Consider the following 19,116-nt stretch of genomic DNA (forward strand, 5'->3'; position numbering starts at 1 on the left):
CAGGTAACCGACGGGTGTTCAGATCGTTGCGACCTTCGTGGGGCGGGGTGATCTATCCGAGGCGGAGTGGACCCGGCTGAGGCCGCACCTGCCACGGAACATCGGGCGCGGCGGGCGGTGGAAGAGCCAGCCGGGCGCCCCAACACGCCGCCGGTGCCCGTCATCGCCTGCCAAGCGTTCCGGGTCGGCGTGGCCGGCCCGCTCGGCACCGCGACGATCCCCGAACGCAAGGATCAGGGGGCCAACCGCCAGTGCCGAGGCAGCGCAGGAGGCTGGCCCACCGGCTTCGCCCCGGCCATATACAAGCGCCGCGACGAAGTGGAACGAACGATCCGTGCCCTCAAGGGCTTCCGCGCCGTGGCCCGTCGATTCGACAAGCGGGCGTTTGCCGCCGTGCGCCTCTGGCTCCGTCCGTGGCTTGCCGGCAGTCCTCAGAGCTTGCCCGAGAGGCTGAAGGTCAGGAGAGCCCTCCGGCCTTGCGCAAGTGATCGGTGATCGCGTCCCGCGTCCTCATCAAACACCGGGCAGGCTCTACCAGAGCAGAGCCATCACCTGAGCGCGCTACCTCAGTGAGCAGCCGATAGACGGGGGCGACCTGATCCTCCAGCGACTTGACCAGGTCGAAGGCGCTGCGCGGGCCCACGAGGCGAACCACTGTGCCTTGCCGCCGCACGTGGCCGATGTGGCCATCAACCACCGCGGCAACCTCCTTCATATCGACCTGGCGACCCTCGTCAAGCTGTTCCGCCGTCTGCCGGAGTGTGCGGGCGACATCGGTGGCCGCTTGCAGAAGATCGGCGTACGACTGGATCGACCGGACTTCTTGCTCGGCATGCCGGGCTCGTCGCCACTTGCTGTGCTCCAAGTACATGTTGCCTGCAAGTGTTAGGGCGACTCCCGCAAGCGCTGAGGCCACCGGCACTACTTGAGTTGCTATGTCAGCCACAGAGCAGCAGTGTGCCAGTCATGAGCCGCACTCTGCTGAGCGACCCATCGGACACGGCCTAGCCCGTACGAGTGAGCGACGGAGCGACAATCACCTCGTAGGGTCATATCGCTGACATAGTGCCGCCATGAGGATCGCGACCGCCGGCGCCCGGGCCCTGAGGGGCCGCACCCGCCGCACGGTCCTCGTCCTGGCACTCACCGGTGCCGCCGGGATCACCGGTGCCGCCGTCCTTCTCGGCGTCCTCCCGCACACGGACCACCGCTCCCCCGCCCCCGGCCCCACCGCCGCCTCGTCCGGACCGGCCCCCTCCCCCGGCGCCCCCGGCATCGGCGACCCGCTCCTGCCGCTCGACGGCAACGGCGGCTACACGGTCCGCCATTACACCCTCGCCCTCGACTGGCGGGCACCGCGCACGCCCTTCGAGGCGGGCGCCACCATCAGGGCCACCGCCACGCAGGCCCTGTCCCGCTTCGACCTCGACTTCGCGGGCAACACACTGCACACGGTCACCGTCGACGGCGCCCGCGCGAAGGCCGTACGCGACGGCGACGAACTCGTCGTCACTCCCCCCAGGCCCATCCCCCGCGGCGGCGCCTTCACCGTGCGGGTGGCCTACACCGCCGACCCGACCCAGCGGCGGCATCGCGCCGACGCGATCCAGGACTACGGCTGGGTGCCCACGCCCGACGGCACCGTGGTCTACGCGCAGCCCAACGGCGCCAGAATGATCTTCCCGGCGAACGACCACCCGAGCCTGCGGGCACCGGTCACCTTCCGCATCACCACCCCACCGGGCATCAGCGCGGTGGCGGGCGGACGGCTCGTCGAGCGCGTGCGGCGGCCCGACGGACGCATCCGGTGGACGTACGACTCCGAGGAGCCGGTGGCGGCGCAGCTGGTGCAGGTGGCGATCGGACGGTTCGCGTTCGTCGACAGCACCGGCCCGCGCGGGCTGCCCGTCCGGGACGTGGTCCCTCAGGACCTGGTCACGGACACCGCGGCGTACCGCGCGCTCACCCCCGCGCACCTGGCCTGGCTGGAGGCGCGGCTCGGCCCGTACCCCTTCCGCCGCTACGGGGTGCTGGTCGGGGACACCGACCAGCCGGTGGCGCTGGAGACGCAGTCGCTGGCCGTTCTGCCCAGCGCCGATCTGCTGGGCGACCGGGTCGGCGCCGAACGCGACCTCGTGCACGAGCTGACCCACCACTGGACGGGCGACAGCGTCGCCATCCGGCGCTGGTCCGACCTGTGGCTGAGCGAGGGGCACGCCCAGTTCTACGAGCGTCTCTACTCCGACACGCACGGCGGCGACAGCATCGAGGCCGCGATGCGGGCCGCCTACGAGCGGCACGACCAGTGGCGGCACGACGACGGTGCACCCGCCGAACCGACCGAGCCGACCCTCTTCCGGCAGATCCGCTACGACGGCTCGGCGCTGGTGCTCTACGCCCTGCGGGAGGAGGTCGGCGAGGAGACCTTCGGCAGGATCGAGCGGTCCTGGGTGACGAAGTACCGGGGCCGGGCCGCCGGCACCCGTGACTTCGTCGCGCTCGCGTCCGAGGTCGCCGGCAGGGACCTGGAACCGTTCCTGACGCCGTGGCTGTACGGGGAGCACACCCCGCCCATGCCGGGCCGTCCGGACTGGCGGACGGATCCGGTCCAGGACTGAGCCGCCACGGCCGTCGTGTTGCCGCCGACCGGGTGGCCTGTGCCGGGCGGCTGGTCCACGCGGTGGACCCTTGGCGCGACGTGGCGCGCGGGGCACGGAAACGTACGAGGGGTGGCGTGAAGGGCAACTCCCTTGTCCTGGTTGCGCTTGTCCTGGTTGCGACGAGCCCCTTGGAGACACCAGCAATGAGACGACGTGTTGCCCCCCGTGTCCTCGTCGCCGTACGCGAGCACCGCCGGACGGCCTGCGTGGCGGCGTCGGCGGCGCTCCTGATCCCGGTGCTGGCCCTGCCGCCGACCGACGGCGACGAGGCGGCCGACCAGCGCCTGCAGAACGACTTCACGGCCGCCGCGGACGAGTTCCATGTGCCCCGGAGCGTGGTCATGGGCGTGTCCTACCTGCAGTCGCGCTGGGACTCCCATCCGGGAACCCCGAGTGTCAGCGGCGGCTACGGACCGATGCACCTGGTGGACTCCGCCGCCGCCCCGCCGCCCGCGGGACCCGGCGCGGCACAGTCGAACCGCCGCGCCCAGCAGCCGGCCGAACTGCGTGAGGCCGCCCGTCTGATCGGCGTCCCGGCGAAGCGGCTGCGGACGGACGCCGAAGCCAACGTACGCGGCGGCGCGGCCCTCCTGGCGGCGACGCAACGGCGGCTCGGCAAGCCGCTCAGCGACAACCCGGCGGACTGGTGGGAGGCGGTGGCGCGCTTCGCGGGCACCACCGACACCGCGTCGGCGGCGACCTACGCCGACGACGTCTTCGACGTGATCCGCCGGGGCGCCGAGCGCACCACGGACGCGGCGCAGCACGTCACGCTGCCCGCCGACCCGAAGGTGCGCCCGCACACCGCCGGCCCCTCGGCCGCACCGCGGCCGAAGGAGGTGGAGTGCCCGCCGGAGCTGGCCTGCTCCTGGCTCAGCGCGCCCTACGTCGAGATCGACGACGGCCAGTACGGCAATCACGACCTGGCCGACCGGCCCAGGGACCAGAAGATCGAGTACATCGTCATCCACGACACCGAGGCCTCCCTGAAGTCCATGTTCCAGACCGTGCAGGATCCGACGGAGTCGTCGTGGCACTACTCGGTCCGCTCCAGCGACGGCCACATCACCCAGCACGTCAGGACCAAGGACATGGCCTGGCACTCCGGCAGCCAGTTCGTCAACGCCCGCTCGATCGGCATCGAGCACGAGGGGTTCCTCACGCAGCCCGACGCCTGGTACTCGGAGCAGATGTACCGGTCCTCGGCCCGTCTGGTGCGCTACCTGGCGAAGAAGTACGGTGTCCCGCTCGACCGGCAGCACATCTTCGGCCACGACAACGTGCCCTCCCCGACCGCCTCGTCCATCCCGGACATGCACGAGGACCCCGGCCCCTACTGGGACTGGCGGCACTACTTCGACCTCCTCGGCGCACCCCTGCGCGCCACGGCCGGACCGGACAGCGCCATGGTGACCGTGCTGCCGGACTACTCCGCCCACAAGCCGCGGTTCACCGGGTGCAAGGGGGACGGTGTGCCGTGTGCGCCGCACGGTTCCAGCGCCGTCCGCCTGCACACCGAGCCGGACGACGACGCCCCGCTGATCCAGGACCCGGGGCGGCGCCCGGACGGCGACGACTCCACGGAGGACGTCAGCGACCTGGGGTCGCGGGTCTCCGCCGGACAGACCTACGCCGTGGCCGGACGCAGCGGCGACTGGACGGCGATCTGGTACCTGGGGAAGAAGGCCTGGTTCAGGAATCCCGGCAAACACCCCACGGCCGTCGGCGCGTCCGGCCGGATGGTGACCCCGAAGGACGGTCTGAGCGACATCCCGGTGTTCGGGCGCGCCCTCCCGGAGGACGACGCCTATCCGGACGGGGTGGAGGAGCAGTCCGAGTCGCCGCTTCCGTACAGCATCCTCGCGGGCCAGCGGTACGTGACGCAGTCCCGCCTCGCCGGTTCCTACGTGGACAGATCCACCTTCAGCGACACACCGATGCCGGTGATCAAAGGTCAGGAGCAGTACTACGAGATCCAGTTCGGGCACCGGCTCGCCTACGTCCGGGCCGACGACGTGGACGTGGTGACAGCACCGGCCGCCGCCGGACCGCGGTCGGGACACACGGCGCGCCCGCCCCGGCCATGACCGGCACGGAGACCGGCACCAGGCCGTCGCCGCCGTCGGACGGGGCACTCAGCACCCCACGGGCCGCCGGGCTCGCGGGGATCCTCTTCGGCCTGCTGCTGGGCACCGCCATCGTGCTGGTCAGACTGGCGGTCCCGGAGCATCCGGCGTCCGCCGGGCCCTGGCTGACCGACTCCTCGCGGCGCGGCGCCGTCCAGGTCGCGCTGGATCTGGTGCCGTTCGCGGGGATCTTCTTCCTCTGGTTCCTCGCCGCGGTACGGGACCGGATCGGTGAGCGCGAGGACAGGTTCTTCGCCACCGTCTTCCTCGGCAGCGGCTTGCTGTTCGTGGCCGTCCTGTTGTGCGCTGCGGCGGCCGCCGGGGGGATGCTGGCCACGGCCGCCGACGCGGACCGGCAGTTGTGGGGCTTCGGCCACAGTTTCGCCTCCACCCTGCTGACCGAGTACTCGATGCGTATGGCGGCGGTGTTCGCGTTCTGCACCTCCACCATCGGCCGGCGCCTGCGTCTGCTGCCGCGCGCCCTGGTGTGGTTCGGCTGGCTGGTCGGGCTGGCCCTGATGGTGGGGGCCGGCAACGTGGCCTGGCTGGAGCTGGCCTTCCCGCTGTGGGCGCTGGTCATCGGCGCGTTCGTCCTCGGCTCCGGTTTCGGCCGCGGCCCACGCCGCACGGCACGTCGTACCGCACCGCGCTCCGGCTGAGGACCCGCGAGCCGGGCCGCGGTTGCAGCCGCCAGGGGCGGCGCGCATGCTCAACCTGAGGGGGTTGGCTCGACGACAGGCCCGGCCCGCCAGGCAGCCTGGGCTGCGGCGTCGCGGGGACGGGCCGGAGGGACCGACATGACCGCGCCCACTCCCGCCCCGGAGATCCCCGGACCGCGCCCGTTGCCGTTGGTGGGCAACGCGCCGGCGCTGGTCCGGGGCAACCTCACCGAGAACCTGCTGCGGATGGCCCGCGAGTACGGCCCGATCTACCGTCTGCAGGCGCCGGGCGGAGAGCGGCTGATCGTCTCCGGCGCCGACCTGGTCGAGGAGATCTGCGACGACCACAGGTTCGACAAGCTGGTCTCCGGCGGGCTGTCCAACCTGCGCGGCTCCGGCATCAGCAACGGGCTGTTCAGCGCCGACACCGCCGACCCGCTGTGGCACCGCGCGCACAACATCCTGATGCCGCCGTTCGGCATGCGGTCGATGCGGGAGTACCTGCCGATGATGCTGGACCTGGCCGGGCAGCTGATGGACAAGTGGGCCAGGCTCAATCCGGACGACGAGGCCGACGTGGCGGCCGACATGACCCGGCTGACGCTGGACACCATCGCGCTGTGCGGCTTCGGCTACCGGTTCAACTCCTTCTACCGGGAGACCCCGCACCCGTTCGTCGAGGCGATGGTGCGCACCCTCGTGGAGGCCCAGACCCGGGCCCGGCTGCCCGCCTTCACGGCACCGCTGCGCAGACGCGCGGAGCGCCGGGCCCAACAGGACCTGGACTACATGAACTCGGTGGTGGACCGCATCATCCGGGAACGCCGGGACTCCGGCGACACCAGCACCCGCGACCTGCTCGGCTGCATGCTCACCGGCGTGGACCGGAAGTCCGGCGAGCGGCTGCCGGACGACAACATCCGGGCGCAGTGCATCACCTTCCTGATCGCCGGTCACGAGACCACCAGCGGTCTGCTTTCCTTCGCCGTGTACTACCTGCTGAAGAACCCCGAGGTGCTGCGAAGGGCGCGGGCCGAGGCGGACGCGGTGCTCGGCACCGACCCGGCCGCGGCGCCCACCTTCGAACAGGTGCAGCGGCTGGCGTACGCCGGCCAGATCCTGGACGAGACCCTGCGGCTGTGGCCCACGGCGCCGGCCTTCACCAGGACCCCGCTGGAGGAGACCGTCATCGGCGGCCGCTACCGCGTCGGCCCGGGCACCCCGCTGACCGTGCTCAGCCCCGCGCTGCACCGCGACCCGGCGGTCTGGGGCGACGACCCGGAGCGCTTCGACCCCGACCGCTTCTCCCTGGAGCGGCGGGCGGGGGTGCCGCCGAACGCGTACAAGCCGTTCGGTACCGGGCAACGCGCCTGCATCGGGCGGCAGTTCGCGCTCCAGGAGGCCCGGCTGGTGCTGGGTATGCTGCTCCAGCGGTTCGACCTGGTCGACCACCTCGACTACCGGCTGCACATCAAGCAGACCCTCACCATCAAGCCCCACGGCCTGCGGATCAAGGTGCGGCCACGCCCCGGCCGGACCGCCGCCGCCCCCGCCACGTCGGCCCCGGCCAGCGCATCCGCGCCCGCCGGGCTCGCCGACGCCGTGCCGGCCGCCGAGCCGGAGGCGCCCGGTGCCACCGCCCACGGCACCCCGCTGACCGTGCTGTTCGGCTCCAACCTCGGCACCGCGGAGGGACTGGCCACCCAGATCGCCCGCGAGGGCACCGAACGCGGCTTCGCCGTCACCCTCGCCGCGCTCGACGACCGCACCGCCGACCTGCCCACCGAGGGCGCGGTGGTCGCGGTCAGCGCCTCCTACAACGGCACCCCGCCCGACAACGCGGACCGCTTCTGCTCCTGGCTGCGTGATCCGGCGACCGCCGAGGACAGCCTGGCCGGGGTGAAGTACACCGTCTTCGGCTGCGGCAACCGCGACTGGGCGGCCACCTACCAGGCCGTGCCCAAACTGCTCGACACCGAACTGGAGGCGCACGGCGCCACCCGCGTCCACCCGCGCGGCGAGGGCGACGCCCGGGCGGACTTCGACAGCGAGTACCGGGCCTGGCACAACGGCCTGTGGGCCGATCTGACGGACGCCCTCGGTCTCGAGGCCGAGCCGGCCGGGGCCGCGGCCGGACCGCGACGCCCCCGGCCGGCCGTCTCCATGTTCAACAAGCGGGAGACCAACCCGGTCGTCGTCTCCTACAGCGCCCGTCCGGCCGTGGTGCGGGCCAACCGGGAACTGCAGCACTTCGACGGGCAGCGACCGCAACGGTCCACCCGGCACCTGGAGATCGCCCTGCCGCCCGGCACCGAGTACGGCACCGGCGACCACCTCGGCGTGCTGCCCCGCAACCGGCCCGAGCTGATCTGGCGGGTGCTGCGGCACTTCAAGCTCGACCCCGGCACCTACGTGACCATCCAGCCCGGCCCCGGCGTGCCCACCCACCTGCCCACGGGGGAGTCCGTGCCGCTGATCGGTGTCCTGTCCAGCTCGGTGGAACTGCAGGACGTGGCCTCCCGCCCCGGTCTGGAGGCGATGGCCGCCCACACCGACGACCCCAAGCAGCGTGCGGAGTTGCTCGGCCTGGCCGGGGACAGCCCCGACAGCCGCGCCCACTACCAGGAACGGATCCTCGCACCGCGCCTGTCGCTGCTCGACCTGCTGGACGAGTTCCCCGAGTGCGACCTGCCCTTCGAGACGTATCTGGACCTGCTGCCGCCGCTGCGGCCGCGCTACTACTCGATCTCCTCCTCCCCCGCCGTCTCCCCCGAGGTGTGCAGCATCACCACCGGCGTACTGGAGAGCCCCGCACGCTCCGGACACGGCCTCTACCACGGTGTCTGTTCCGGCCATCTGGCCGCCGCCGGCCCGGACAGCCTGCTGTTCGCCTTCGTCCGCAAGCCCACGATCCCCTTCCGGCCGCCGGAGAACCCGCACACTCCGATGATCATGGTGGGCTGCGGCACCGGCCTCGCCCCCTTCCGCGGCTTCCTTCAGGACCGCGACGCGCTCAGACGACAGGACGTGCCGGTGGGCGAGTCCCTGCTCTTCTTCGGCTGCCGCCGCGCCGACCAGGACTTCCTCTACGAGGACGAACTGCGCGGCTACGAGGCCGCCGGCATCGTCCGGCTCCACCCCGCCTTCTCCCGCACGCCGGGCCGGGCCAAGACCTATGTCCAGCAGGTCATCGCCGAGCAGCAGGACGAGGTGTGGCGGCTGCTGCGGGACGGCGCGGTCGTGTTCGTCTGCGGCGACGCCACCCGGATGGCTCCGGACGTCCGCCGCGCCCTCACCGACGTCTTCCGCGCCAAGACCGGCACCGCGTCCGCCGACGGCGAGGCCTGGCTCGCCGGTCTGCGGTCCGGCCGGCGCTATCTGGAGGACATCTGGGGCGGCTGAGGTCCGGCGTCGAGGGCGACGGAGCGTTCGATGCGGGCCAACTGCCGGTCGATGCCGGTCAGCCACACCTCGAGATCGGTGACCGTGGGCAGCGCCCGACGGTGCTCCGGCGGCGGGGCGTGCGGATCGCGGCCGGGAGCGGGGTGCCGGGCCCGGTCCAGGAGCGCGGCGATCCGGTCCGCGTCCGCCGCGAGCTCCACCGCCGTCCCACGGGCCCAGGCACTCGCGTCCCTCGGCACGTCGCGCACGGGGGCCTCGAAGCGCGGCAGCCGCTGTGCCCCCAGCACGGTCTGGTGCGCCACCACGAGGACCGCGTGCCAGTCGGCCCGAACGCCCTCCCGGGCGGTGGGCGGCTCGCTGCAGAACTGGGCGTAGGCGGACTCCGCCAGGCGCAGGCGGTGCAGGGCCGGCAATGTCTCGGGCGGTGCGGGGCGGTGGGCGGGTGCGGGCAGCAGCGAGTCGGCCGTGGCGGGGATCAGCGCACCGCACGAGCGCAGCAGGCTCGCCATGGTCCGGCGGACCTCCCGGCGGGCTCCCGCCGGCCAGGCCAGCAGCCCGCACAGCAGGCCGATGGCGCTGCCGGTGACGACGTCGACGATGCGCGCCTCGGACAACCGCCAGGTGGTCGGGGCGATCTGGGCGAAGACGAGGGAGACCACGAGGGTGAACAGGCCCTGCGCGTAGGCGATGCCGAGCAGTGGTCCCAGCGTGAAGGCGATGAGCATGCCCGGCACGAGCAGGGCGGCGTAGGCGTCCAGGTGCCGGCCGAGCGCGGTGAGCAGCGCGCCTGCCACGACGGCCCCGACCAGGGTGCCGGCCATGGCCTGGCGTACGGCCTGCCAGGTGGCGCCGGCCGTGGTGCGTCCCAGGGTGAGGACCGCCAGCAGGACCCAGAATCCGTGGGCGAGGTCGAGGGTTCCCGCGACCAGCCGTGCCGCCGCGAGACCGCAGGCGACCCGTACGGCGTTCTGGAACCACACCGAGCGGGGCGTCATGTTGCCGGCGATCCGGCGTGCCCACAGCTGGACCGTGGGCGGTTCCGCGTACCAGAAGAGGTCGCGGGGCGGGAGGGACGAGGTGCGGCGCCCGTCGGCGGTGACGCCCACGGCGGTCACCGCGATCCACGTCGACTCGGCCAGTGCCAGCACCGTGGCCTGCTGCCGCTGACCCCCCGTGTCGGGGCCTTGGCCCGTGGGATCGGTGGCACGCCGGATCCGCTCGGCCTGGAACCGCCGGATCGCCTCTTCCAGTGCCCCGGCGTCCGGTGGAGGTCCGCCGGTGCGCAGGGCCGCGCTCGTGGCGGCGCACGTCCGGGCGGCCCGGTCGAGCAGTGCCGCGCAGGACCGGTCCGGTACGGGGGGCGTGCCGGAGGGCGCGGATGCCGTGGTCCAGGACGCCAGTTGCTCCAGGGTCCGGCGGGCCGCGGCACCGGCGTGGGCCAGCGCCCGGTCCGCACGGCCCGGACCGGCCGGCCGCTCACCGGGTGCGACCCGGGACAGCCGCAGCTCCTGGCTCCGCTCGCGCAGTTCCGCGACCGGGACCCGCGCCGGTTCGGCCATGGCCGAGGCCGCCGTCTCCAGCGCGTCGGCGAGCCGGTCCCGGTAGCTCTCGACGGGCGGCCCGGGCAGGAGGAAGGCCTGGCAGAGCGCGAGGAGTACGACACCCACGGCCAGCCCCGTCAGCCGGGCGCCCAGGGTCTGCGGGGCGTAGGGCGGGAAGCACGCCAGGATGTAGAAGAGCTGGAGTCCGGGAGCGGCTCCCGCAGGGCGGGGGCCGGCCACCGCCGCGAAGCTCAGCAGGAAGCCGGTGACGAGCATGCCGGCCACGGCCGCCGCGGTGTTCGCCGCGAGCACCGTGCCCAGGGCGACCAGGGCCGCCCCGATGGGCAGGGCCTTCAGGGTGACCGCCGCCTGCTTCCGGCCGGTCCCGGGGACGGCGGACAGCACGCCGAGGGCGATGGGGGCGAACAGCGCGTACAGCGCCGAGGCGGACTGATCGAAGCCGTAGAGGAAGGTGTAGAAGCCGGCGCCCGCCGCGCAGGTGACCTGGACCGACCGTCGTACGATCGCGGCGCGGTCCGGCCTGCGGCTCATGACCGCTCGCCGCCCGTGGGGCGTCCGTCCCCGGTCGGCGAGGGGGGTTGTGCGCGCATGGCGACGTTCCTCTCGTCGGACGCCGCGCGTCCTCGGCGGCCCGGCCTGTGCCCATTGTCGGCCCGGCGGGGGCCCGGCGCGCGAGGGTCAGTGGGCCACCTGGCCGAGTGCCCGGACCCAGTCGCGGATCGCCGCCGCGGTCGTCGGGGCGTGTTCCTCGATCATGCTCAGGTGGCTGCCGGGGACGTCCACCGTGCGGTGGGCGCCCGGCCAGGCGGACCGCCACCGCCCGGGCATGTCCGGCAGCGGTCGCGTGGCGCGCACGAGGAGGGTGGGGACGCCCGTGGGCCGTGGACGCCAGCCGCGGAACATCCGGGTGTACGCGCCCAGCGACAGCAGCGTGAGGTCGTCCACCGCGCTGTCGAACCGCTCGCCCATGGTGATCGGGATCCGTGCGGGCAGGGCCAGCAGCCAGGGGTCCGCTTCCCGATCCGGGGTGATGTGGTACGAGTCCACCAGGACCAGCCCGGCCGGGGGATCGCCGTCGGCCGCCAGTCGCGCGGTCAGGGCGTGCGCGGCCGAACCGCCCATGGAGTGGCCCACGACGACGTAGGGGCGGTCGCCGAGGTGGCGCCGGACGGTCGTGGCGTGCAGCTCGGTCAGTGTCTCCAGGTCTTGGGCCACGGCGTCCCCGTGGTCGATGCCGGGGTGCCGCAGCTCGAGGACGTCCCGCTCGCCGTCGAAGCAGGCGGCGAGAGTCGCGTGCCAGGGCCGGCCGAGGGTGGTGGCGAAACCGGGGACGCAGACGAGCGCCGGGCCACCCGGGCCCGTGGCCGGCCGCAGCGGCTCCAGCGCGTGCCGGTCGCCGTCGTCGCCGCCGAAGGACGGCACGCCGAGGGAGGCGGTCACCAGCAGGTGCATCGCCGCGACCACGTCGCCTGTCGCGCAGACGCGCCGGTAGAGGGCGGGCAGGGACTGACCGGCGCGGGAGCCGCGGACACCTTGTCGATCCGGGGAGGTCGACGAGGAGGTCGGCGAGGAGGCCGACGGTGACGGTGACGGCCGGTCGGGGTCGTCCGGCCCGGGGGCCCGCCCTTCGGTCAGCGCCGCGTGCAACTCCCCGTACACGTGGGCCGCGAGCTCGTGCGCGTTCGGCCGGTCGTGGGCGACGCTCGCGGCGAGCGGCACTCCGGTCAGCAGGCTCAGCCGGTTGCGCAGCAGCACGCTCATCAGCGAGTCGAGGCCCAGGTCGGAGAAGTCACGGTCGACGGCGCTCGCGTCGGTGTACCCGAGCACCGCGGCGACCTCGGCGCGGACCAGCTCCAGTACGGCCGGTGCCCGTTCGGGCTCGGGCAGCGCCGCGAGCCGTTCCCGCCAGGCGCCCGCGACGGGCTCCGGCTCGTCGCCCTCGGCCGTACCGGAGGAGGCCGTCGGCCGGGCCGGGCGCAGCAGCCCGCGCAGCGGCGGCGGAACCGGCACCCCGGCGGTCTGGGCTCCCGGTGAGCGGTCCAGCGGCAGCGGTGCCAGGACCGGCTCGCCGCTGCCCAGCGCGGCGTCGAACAGTGCCAGGGCCTGTTCGGGGGTGACCGGGCGCACCGCTGCGCCGTGGACGCGGCCGGTGCGGGCCGCCATGCCGTCCGTGTCCGCCCACGGTCCCCAGAGCAGGGACAGGGCGGGCAGGCCCAGCGCGGCGCGGTGGTGGGCGAGCGCGTCCAGGAAGGAGTTCGCCGCCGCGTAGTTGGCCTGGCCGGGGTTGCCCAGCAGGCCGGCGGCCGAGGAGAACAGCACGAACCGCGCCAGGGGCAGGTCCTTGGTCAGCTCGTGCAGATGCCAGGCCGCGTCGGCCTTCGGCCGCAGCACCGCGGCCAGCCGTTCGGGGGTCAGTGCCTCCAGCACGCCGTCGTCGAGGACTCCGGCGGTGTGCACCACGGCGGTGAGGTCGGGCCCGAACTCCTTGATCAGGGCTTCCAGTCGGCCGCGCTCGGCGGTGTCGCAGGCGACCAGGTCCACCCGGGCGCCCGCCCGCTCCAGTTCGGCCCGCAGTGTCCGCGCACCCGGCGCCTGTGGTCCACGCCGGCTGACGAGCACCAGACGCCGGACTCCGTGCCGGGCGACGAGATGCCGGGCCAGCAGCGCGCCCAGGGATCCGGTGCCGCCGGTGACCAGGACGGTGCCCCCGCCGAGCGACCCGCCGGTCACCGGACCGGGGACGGCAGCCAATCGCGGGACCGTCAACTGGCGTTCATGGATGGCAAGTTGGGGTTCGCCGGTGGCGATGGCGGCGGGCAGCAGCCGCAGCGATTCGGGGCGGCCGTCCACGTCCACGAGGGTGAGCCGCCCGGGGTACTCGGCCTGTGCGGCCCGCAGCAGTCCCCAGACCGTGGCCGCGGGCAGATCCGGGGCCCCACCGGTCGCGCCACGCGTGACCACGACCAGTCGTCCGGCGCCGGCCGGCCGCGTCCGCACGAGATCAAGGGCCCGTACGGCCAGCGCGTGCGCCTCGGCAAGGGGGTCGGTGCCCTCGCGGAGGGGTGCGGCCAGGGATGCCACTTCGGTGCGGTCGGCGGTCTCGGAGGTGTCCGCGGGCGGGAGCACCATGGCCAGGCCCAGGTCGTCGGGGTCCGTCACCGTCACGGGGGTTGCCTCCGCGGCGGCCGGAAGGCCCGTCCAGCGCAGCCGGTACAGCTCTCCGGCCGGGGTGGCATCCGTCTGCGGTACCGGTCGCGTGGTCAGGGACTCCAGCCGGGCCACCGGTTCGCCGGAGGGGGTGGCGAGGTCCACGGCGACCGTGGCCGGGCCGGTCGTCCGGATCCGTACGCGCAGCCGCGTGGCCCCGGTGGCGTACAGCGCCATGCCCCGCCACGCGAACGGCATCCGGGCCGGTCCGGCGTCCGGCTCGGCGAGCAGCCCGGCGTGCAGGGCGGCGTCCAGCAGTGCCGGGTGGACGGCGTGGCGCCGGGCCTGGGCGCCCGGCACCGGTCCGGCCTCGGCGAAGAGTTCCTCGCCCCGCCGCCACAGGGCGGTGACGCCCTGGAAGGCGGGCCCGTACGTGTGACCGGCGGCGGCCAGTCGCTCGTAGGCACCGGTGAGATCCACGGCCGTGGCATCCGGCGGCGGCCAGGCGGTGAGCGCGGTCGCGTGCTCCCGGGCGGCCGGAACGGCCGGGCCCAGCCGCCCGGTCGCGTGGTGGGTCCAGGCGCCCAGCGCTCCGGAGTCCTCCGGGCGGCAGTACACATCGGCGGTGCGGCGCCCGCTGTCGTCCGGTTCTCCCAGGTCCACCTGGACCTGGATCCGCTCCCGGTCGTCGGCGGGGAGGACCAGCGGGGCCAGCAGGGCGAGGTCCTCCAGTACGTCGAGACCGCAGGCGTCGCCCGCGTGCAGCACCAGGTCGGCGAGGGCGGCGCCGGGCACGAGGGTGCGTCCGCCCACGGCGTGGTCGCGCAGCCAGGGCTGGGCCGCGCCGGACAGGTGACCGGTGCACAGCACGCGCTCCGCGCCCGGCACGGTGACCGTCTGCGTCAGCACCGGGTGGCCGGAAGCGGGGCCGGTGGCGGCGGTGTCGTCGGGGAGCCAGTAGCGCCGGCGCTGGAAGGGGTAGGTCGGCAGGGCGACCGGCCGGGCACCGCTGCCCTCGTACACCCGGCGCCAGTCCACCGGCAGGCCGTGGACATGGAGCCGGCCGAGCGCCGTGAGCAGTGTCCTGGGCTCGGGTTCCGTCGCGCCTCGGCGGGCGACGGCCGTGCACAGCGGGCCCTCGCCCGTACCGGCGAGATCGGTCATGGCCTGGGCCGTGAGCTGCGCGTCCGGGCCGATCTCGGCGAATGCCGTCACCCGTCCCTCGTCCGCCAGCCACCGCACGGCGTCCCCGAACCGCACGGTCTCCCGGGCGTGCCGCACCCAGTAGCCGGCCGACCGCAGCTCGACTCCGGTGGCCGGGCGTCCGGTCAGTCCCGACAGCACCGGGACGCGAGGCGCCCGGTAGGTCAACGTCCCCGCCACGCGGCCGAATTCGGCGAGCATCGGTTCCATCAGCGGGGAGTGGAAGGCATGGCTGACCCGCAGCCGGGCGGTACGGCGCCCGCGTGCCGCGAACCGCCCCGCGAGCGCGAGGACGGGCCCCTCCGCGCCGGCCACGACGACCGCGCGCGGGCCGTTCACGGCCGCGATCGAGACCCGGTCGGCGAGCTCGCGCCTCACCTCCGCCTCGGTGGCGTCCAGCGCCACCATGGCGCCGCCCTCCGGCAGTTCCCGCATCAACCGGCCCCGGGCCGCGACCAGTCGCACGGCGTCCGGCTCGGACAGGATGCCCGCGGCGTGGGCCGCGGCCAACTCGCCGACGGAGTGCCCGGCCAGGAAGTCCGGCCGCACGCCCCAGGACTCCAGCAGCCGGAAGGCGGCCACCTCGAAGACGAACAGGGCCGCTTGGGCGAAGTCCGTACGGTCCAGCAGCCCGCCCTCGTCGGCTCCCCAGAGCACCGAGCGCAGCGGACGCTCCAGATGGGCGTCGAAGCGCTCGCACAAGGCGTCGAAGGCGGCGGAGAAGACCGGGAAGGTTTCGCACAACTCCCTTCCCATGCCGGCGTGTTGGGCGCCCTGGCCGGTGAACAGCAGGGCCGTCCGGCCCGGGGAGCCCGCGGCCTGCGGGCCGGTGGACACCGCCAGGGCGTCCAGGGCGCTCAGCAGGCTGTCGCGGTCCTCGGCGGGCACGGCGGCCCGGTGGGTGAGCGCGGCCCGGGCGGTGGCGTGGGTGAACGCCACGTCCAGGAGGTCGAGTCCGGGCTGTGCGCGCAGGGCGGCGGCGGTCCGTTCGGCCTGGGCCCGCAGGGCGGCCGGGCTCGCGCCGGACAGCAGCAGCGGGGGTGCCGCCGCCGGTCGGCCGGGCGACGGTACGGCCGCCGTCGCCTCGGCCTCTTCCAGGATCACGTGCGCGTTGGTCCCGCCGATGCCGAACGCCGACACTGCCGCCCGTCGAGGACGCCCGGGCACCGGCCGCCACTCTTCCTCCCCGGTCAGCAGCCGTACGGTGCCGGACGACCAGTCCACCCGGGGCGAGGGCCGGTCGGTGTGCAGGGTGCGCGGAAGGCGGCCGTGCCGCATCGCCAGCACGGTCTTGATGACGCCGCCGACTCCCGCCGCGGCCTGGGTGTGTCCGAGGTTGGACTTCAACGAGCCCAGCCACAGGGGGCGTTCGGCGGGCCGGTCGGCTCCGTACGCGGCGAGCAGCGCCTGTGCCTCGATCGGGTCGCCGAGCGCGGTGCCCGTGCCGTGCGCCTCCACCGCGTCGACGTCCGCCGGGCGGAGGCCGGCGTCGGCGAGCGCGGCGCGGATGACGCGTTGCTGCGCGGGCCCGTTGGGCGCGGTCAGCCCGTTGGACGCGCCGTCGGAGTTGACGGCCGAGCCGCGCAGCACGGCCAGCACCGGGTGCCCGTTGCGCCGTGCGTCGGACAGCCGCTCCAGCAGGACCAGGCCGACGCCCTCGCCCCAGGCGGTGCCGTCGGCCGCCGCGGAGAACGGTTTGCACCGGCCGTCCGGGGCAAGCCCGCGCAGTCTGCTGAACGCGAGGAACGGCGCGGGGGTGGCCATGACGGTCACCCCGCCGGCGACGGCCAGCGAGCACTCTCCGTCGCGCAGGGAGCGCGCGGCGGAGTGGATCGCCACCAGGGAGGACGAACACGCGGTGTCCACGGTCACGGCGGGCCCGCGCAGGCCCAGGGTGTACGCGATCCGGCCGGAGGCCACGCTGCCCGCCGAGCCTAGGGCGAGATGGGCCTCCAGCTCGTGCCCGGCCCTGTGCAGCAGGCGGCCCGCGTAGTCGCTGTGCATGACGCCGACGAACACACCGGTGTCGCTGTCGCGCAACCCCGACGGGTCGAGGCCCGCCCGCTCCAGCAGCTCCCAGCCGGTCTCCAGCAGCAGCCGCTGCTGGGGGTCGGTGGCCAGCGCCTCGCGGGGCGACATGCCGAAGAAGGCGGCGTCGAAGTCGGCGGCCCGGTGCAGGAAGCCGCCCCGGCGGGTGACGGAGGTACCCGGCCGGTCCGGATCGGGGTCGTACAGCCCGGCCAGGTCCCAGCCGCGGTCGGCGGGGAAGTCCGAGGTGGCGTCGGTACCGGCCGCGAGCAGCCGCCACAGGTCCTCCGGGGACTCCACGCCGCCCGGATACCGGCAGGCCATGGCCACCACGGCGATCGGTTCCCCGGGCTCCGTACCCCGGCCGCCGCCGGACGTACCCGGGCGCCGGGGGCGGTCGTCGCCCCGCAGCGCGTCGTGCACGAAGGCCGCCACGGCCGCGGGGGTGGGGTGGTCGAACACGAGCGTCGCGGGCAGGTCGAGCCCGGTCACGGTGTTCAGCCGGTCGCGCAGCAGCACACCGCCGAGCGAGGTGAGCCCGAGCGCGGTGAAGGGCCGGTCGTGCTCGGCGGCGTCCAGGGGCAGCCCGGCCGCCCGGGCCGTCGCTTCGAGCACCAGGTCGCGGACGGCGTCGGGCACCGCCGCCAGCCGCTCGCGCAGCGCGGCCGAGGCCGCCGCCCGGTCCGCCGCGAGCCGCCGCGCCAGCTGCTCGGCGAGCGCCGCCCGGACGATCTTGCCGGACGGGGTACGGGGGACGGACGCGGTCTCGTAGAGCTCGTCGGGCACCTTGAACCCGGACAGCCGCTCCCGGCAGACACCGAGCACCCGCGTCGCGTCGATCCCGTCGGGGCCGGGGACGAGGAAGGCGACCGGCACCTCGCCCAGCACGTCGTGCGGTCTGCCGACGACGGCCGCGTCGGCGATGCCGGGGCAGGCGAGCAGCACCCGCTCCACCTCGGACGGGTTGATGTTCTGCCCGCCCCGGATGATCAGTTCCTTGACCCGGCCGGTGACCTGGAGACCGCCGTGCGCCAGGCGCCGGCCGAGGTCCCCGGTGCGGTACCAGCCGTCGGTGAACGCCTCCGCGGTGGCCTCCGGGCGGTTGTGATAGCCGGTCATCAGGCCCGGGCCGCGAACCCAGATCTCCCCCTCCTCCCCGTCGGCGGCCTCGGCACCGGTGTGCGGATCGGTCAGCCGCACCGTGAGCCCCGCCAGCGGGGGGCCGCTGGAGACGTCGTCCCGGGGGCCGTCGAGCCGGTTGACGGCGATCTTCCCGCAGGTCTCGGTGGAGCCGTACCCGTCGAGCAGGGGTGCGGCGAGCACGTCCTCGACCTCCGCCCGCAGCTCGGGCGGACAGGGCGCGCCCGCCGTGACGCACACCCGCACGGAGGAGGGCACGGCGGCCGGCGCCTGCCGGAGCGAGTCCAGCAGCAGGCGGTAGGTGGCTGGCACCCCGGCGACCATGGTGAACGGCTCGGCGGTGAGCGCTTCGGCGACGTTCGCGCCCCGGTCGAGGAGATACGCGCTCGCACCGACCGAGACCACCCCCAGCAGGCACAGCGAGTGGGCGTAGCAGTGGAACATCGGCAGGGGCCACAGCAGCCGGTCCCGCTCCCCCAGCCCGTACGCCGGTACGTAGGCCGCCGCCACCGACCACAGGGCGGAGCGCTGTGTGGAGACGACGCCCTTGCTCTCCCCGGTGGTGCCCGAGGTGTAGAGGATCCAGGCCGGATCGTCGAGCCCCAGGTCGTCGCGGGGCGGGCGGCCGGGATCCGTCCCGGCCAGCTCCTCGAATCCGAGCACGGCCGGCGGGGCGCCCGGGCCCACGACCGCCACCCGCACCCCGGGCCGGTCGGCCGCGAGCCGGGCGACCCGCGGCAGCAGCTCCTCCTCGGTGATCACCAGGACGGCGCCGCTGTCGTCGAGGAAGTACGCCAACTCGTCGTCGGACGCCCCGGTGTTGAGCAGCACGCCGACCGCCGCCGCCCGCAGCACCCCGAGACAGCCCTCCACCAGCTCCACCCGATTGCCCAGATGGACGGCGACCCGGTCCCCACGCCGCACCCCGAGCCGCGCCAGATGCCCGGCCAGCCGGCCGGTGCGCTCCTCCAACTCCCGGTAGGTGAGTTCGCGTCGGGCGTCCCGGTAGGCGATCTTGTCTCCGAGCCGGGCCGAGTGCTCTCTCAGGGTGCCGGGCAGCGCACGCACCAACTCGCCCTGGAAGTCCGGCATCCCCACCCCGTTCGATCTCCTGCAGGTGCGGCAACAGTACGTCGGCCGAGCGCACGCTCGACGCCACGCGCCCCGGGGTGTGCGGAAGTTGTGACGT

At 74.4% G+C, this 19,116-nt stretch carries 7 protein-coding genes and 1 pseudogene; 5 read left to right on the plus strand and 3 right to left on the minus strand.

From position 1 onward, the window contains the following. Positions 1–210: 210 nt before the first annotated feature. Positions 211–414 (plus strand): annotated as a pseudogene (locus tag ACZ7L0_RS36425) (IS5/IS1182 family transposase); the annotation flags it as partial. Between the two features lie 43 nt (positions 415–457). Here the strand turns inward: ACZ7L0_RS36425 and ACZ7L0_RS36430 are convergent. After that, the gene (locus tag ACZ7L0_RS36430) at positions 458–871 is read right to left on the minus strand and encodes a hypothetical protein (protein WP_471246853.1); all 414 of its coding nucleotides are present in this window, start codon (positions 869–871) and stop codon (positions 458–460) included. Positions 872–1,073: 202 nt separating this feature from the next. Here ACZ7L0_RS36430 and ACZ7L0_RS36435 point away from each other — a divergent pair, with 202 nt between their 5' ends. The 4 genes from ACZ7L0_RS36435 to ACZ7L0_RS36450 all read left to right on the plus strand — a co-directional run bounded on the left by ACZ7L0_RS36435 (position 1,074) and on the right by ACZ7L0_RS36450 (position 8,847). Continuing rightward, entirely contained in the window at positions 1,074–2,618 is a 1,545-nt protein-coding gene (locus ACZ7L0_RS36435) for a M1 family metallopeptidase (protein WP_471246854.1), read from the plus strand. 185 nt (positions 2,619–2,803) lie between these two features. Then, positions 2,804–4,747, plus strand: a complete 1,944-nt coding sequence (locus tag ACZ7L0_RS36440) for an N-acetylmuramoyl-L-alanine amidase (protein ID WP_471246855.1) — start codon at positions 2,804–2,806, stop codon at positions 4,745–4,747. After that, positions 4,744–5,445, plus strand: a complete 702-nt coding sequence (locus ACZ7L0_RS36445; RefSeq protein WP_471246856.1) for a hypothetical protein — start codon at positions 4,744–4,746, stop codon at positions 5,443–5,445. The genes ACZ7L0_RS36440 and ACZ7L0_RS36445 overlap by 4 nt, the downstream gene beginning before the upstream one ends. A gap of 138 nt (positions 5,446–5,583) precedes the next feature. Continuing rightward, the gene (locus ACZ7L0_RS36450; protein ID WP_471246857.1) at positions 5,584–8,847 is read left to right on the plus strand and encodes a bifunctional cytochrome P450/NADPH--P450 reductase; all 3,264 of its coding nucleotides are present in this window, start codon (positions 5,584–5,586) and stop codon (positions 8,845–8,847) included. Here the strand turns inward: ACZ7L0_RS36450 and ACZ7L0_RS36455 are convergent. Beyond that, positions 8,820–10,940 carry an FUSC family protein gene (locus tag ACZ7L0_RS36455; RefSeq protein ID WP_471246858.1) on the minus strand — a complete coding sequence of 707 codons (2,121 nt, stop codon included), beginning with the start codon at positions 10,938–10,940 and terminating at the stop codon, positions 8,820–8,822. The genes ACZ7L0_RS36450 and ACZ7L0_RS36455 overlap by 28 nt on opposite strands. 147 nt (positions 10,941–11,087) lie before the next feature. After that, positions 11,088–19,019 (minus strand): alpha/beta fold hydrolase, encoded by a 7,932-nt coding sequence (locus tag ACZ7L0_RS36460; protein ID WP_471246960.1) that lies wholly within the window; start codon positions 19,017–19,019, stop codon positions 11,088–11,090. Between the last annotated feature and the right edge of the window lie 97 nt (positions 19,020–19,116).

Source organism: Streptomyces sp. NPDC039424 (assembly GCF_055639495.1).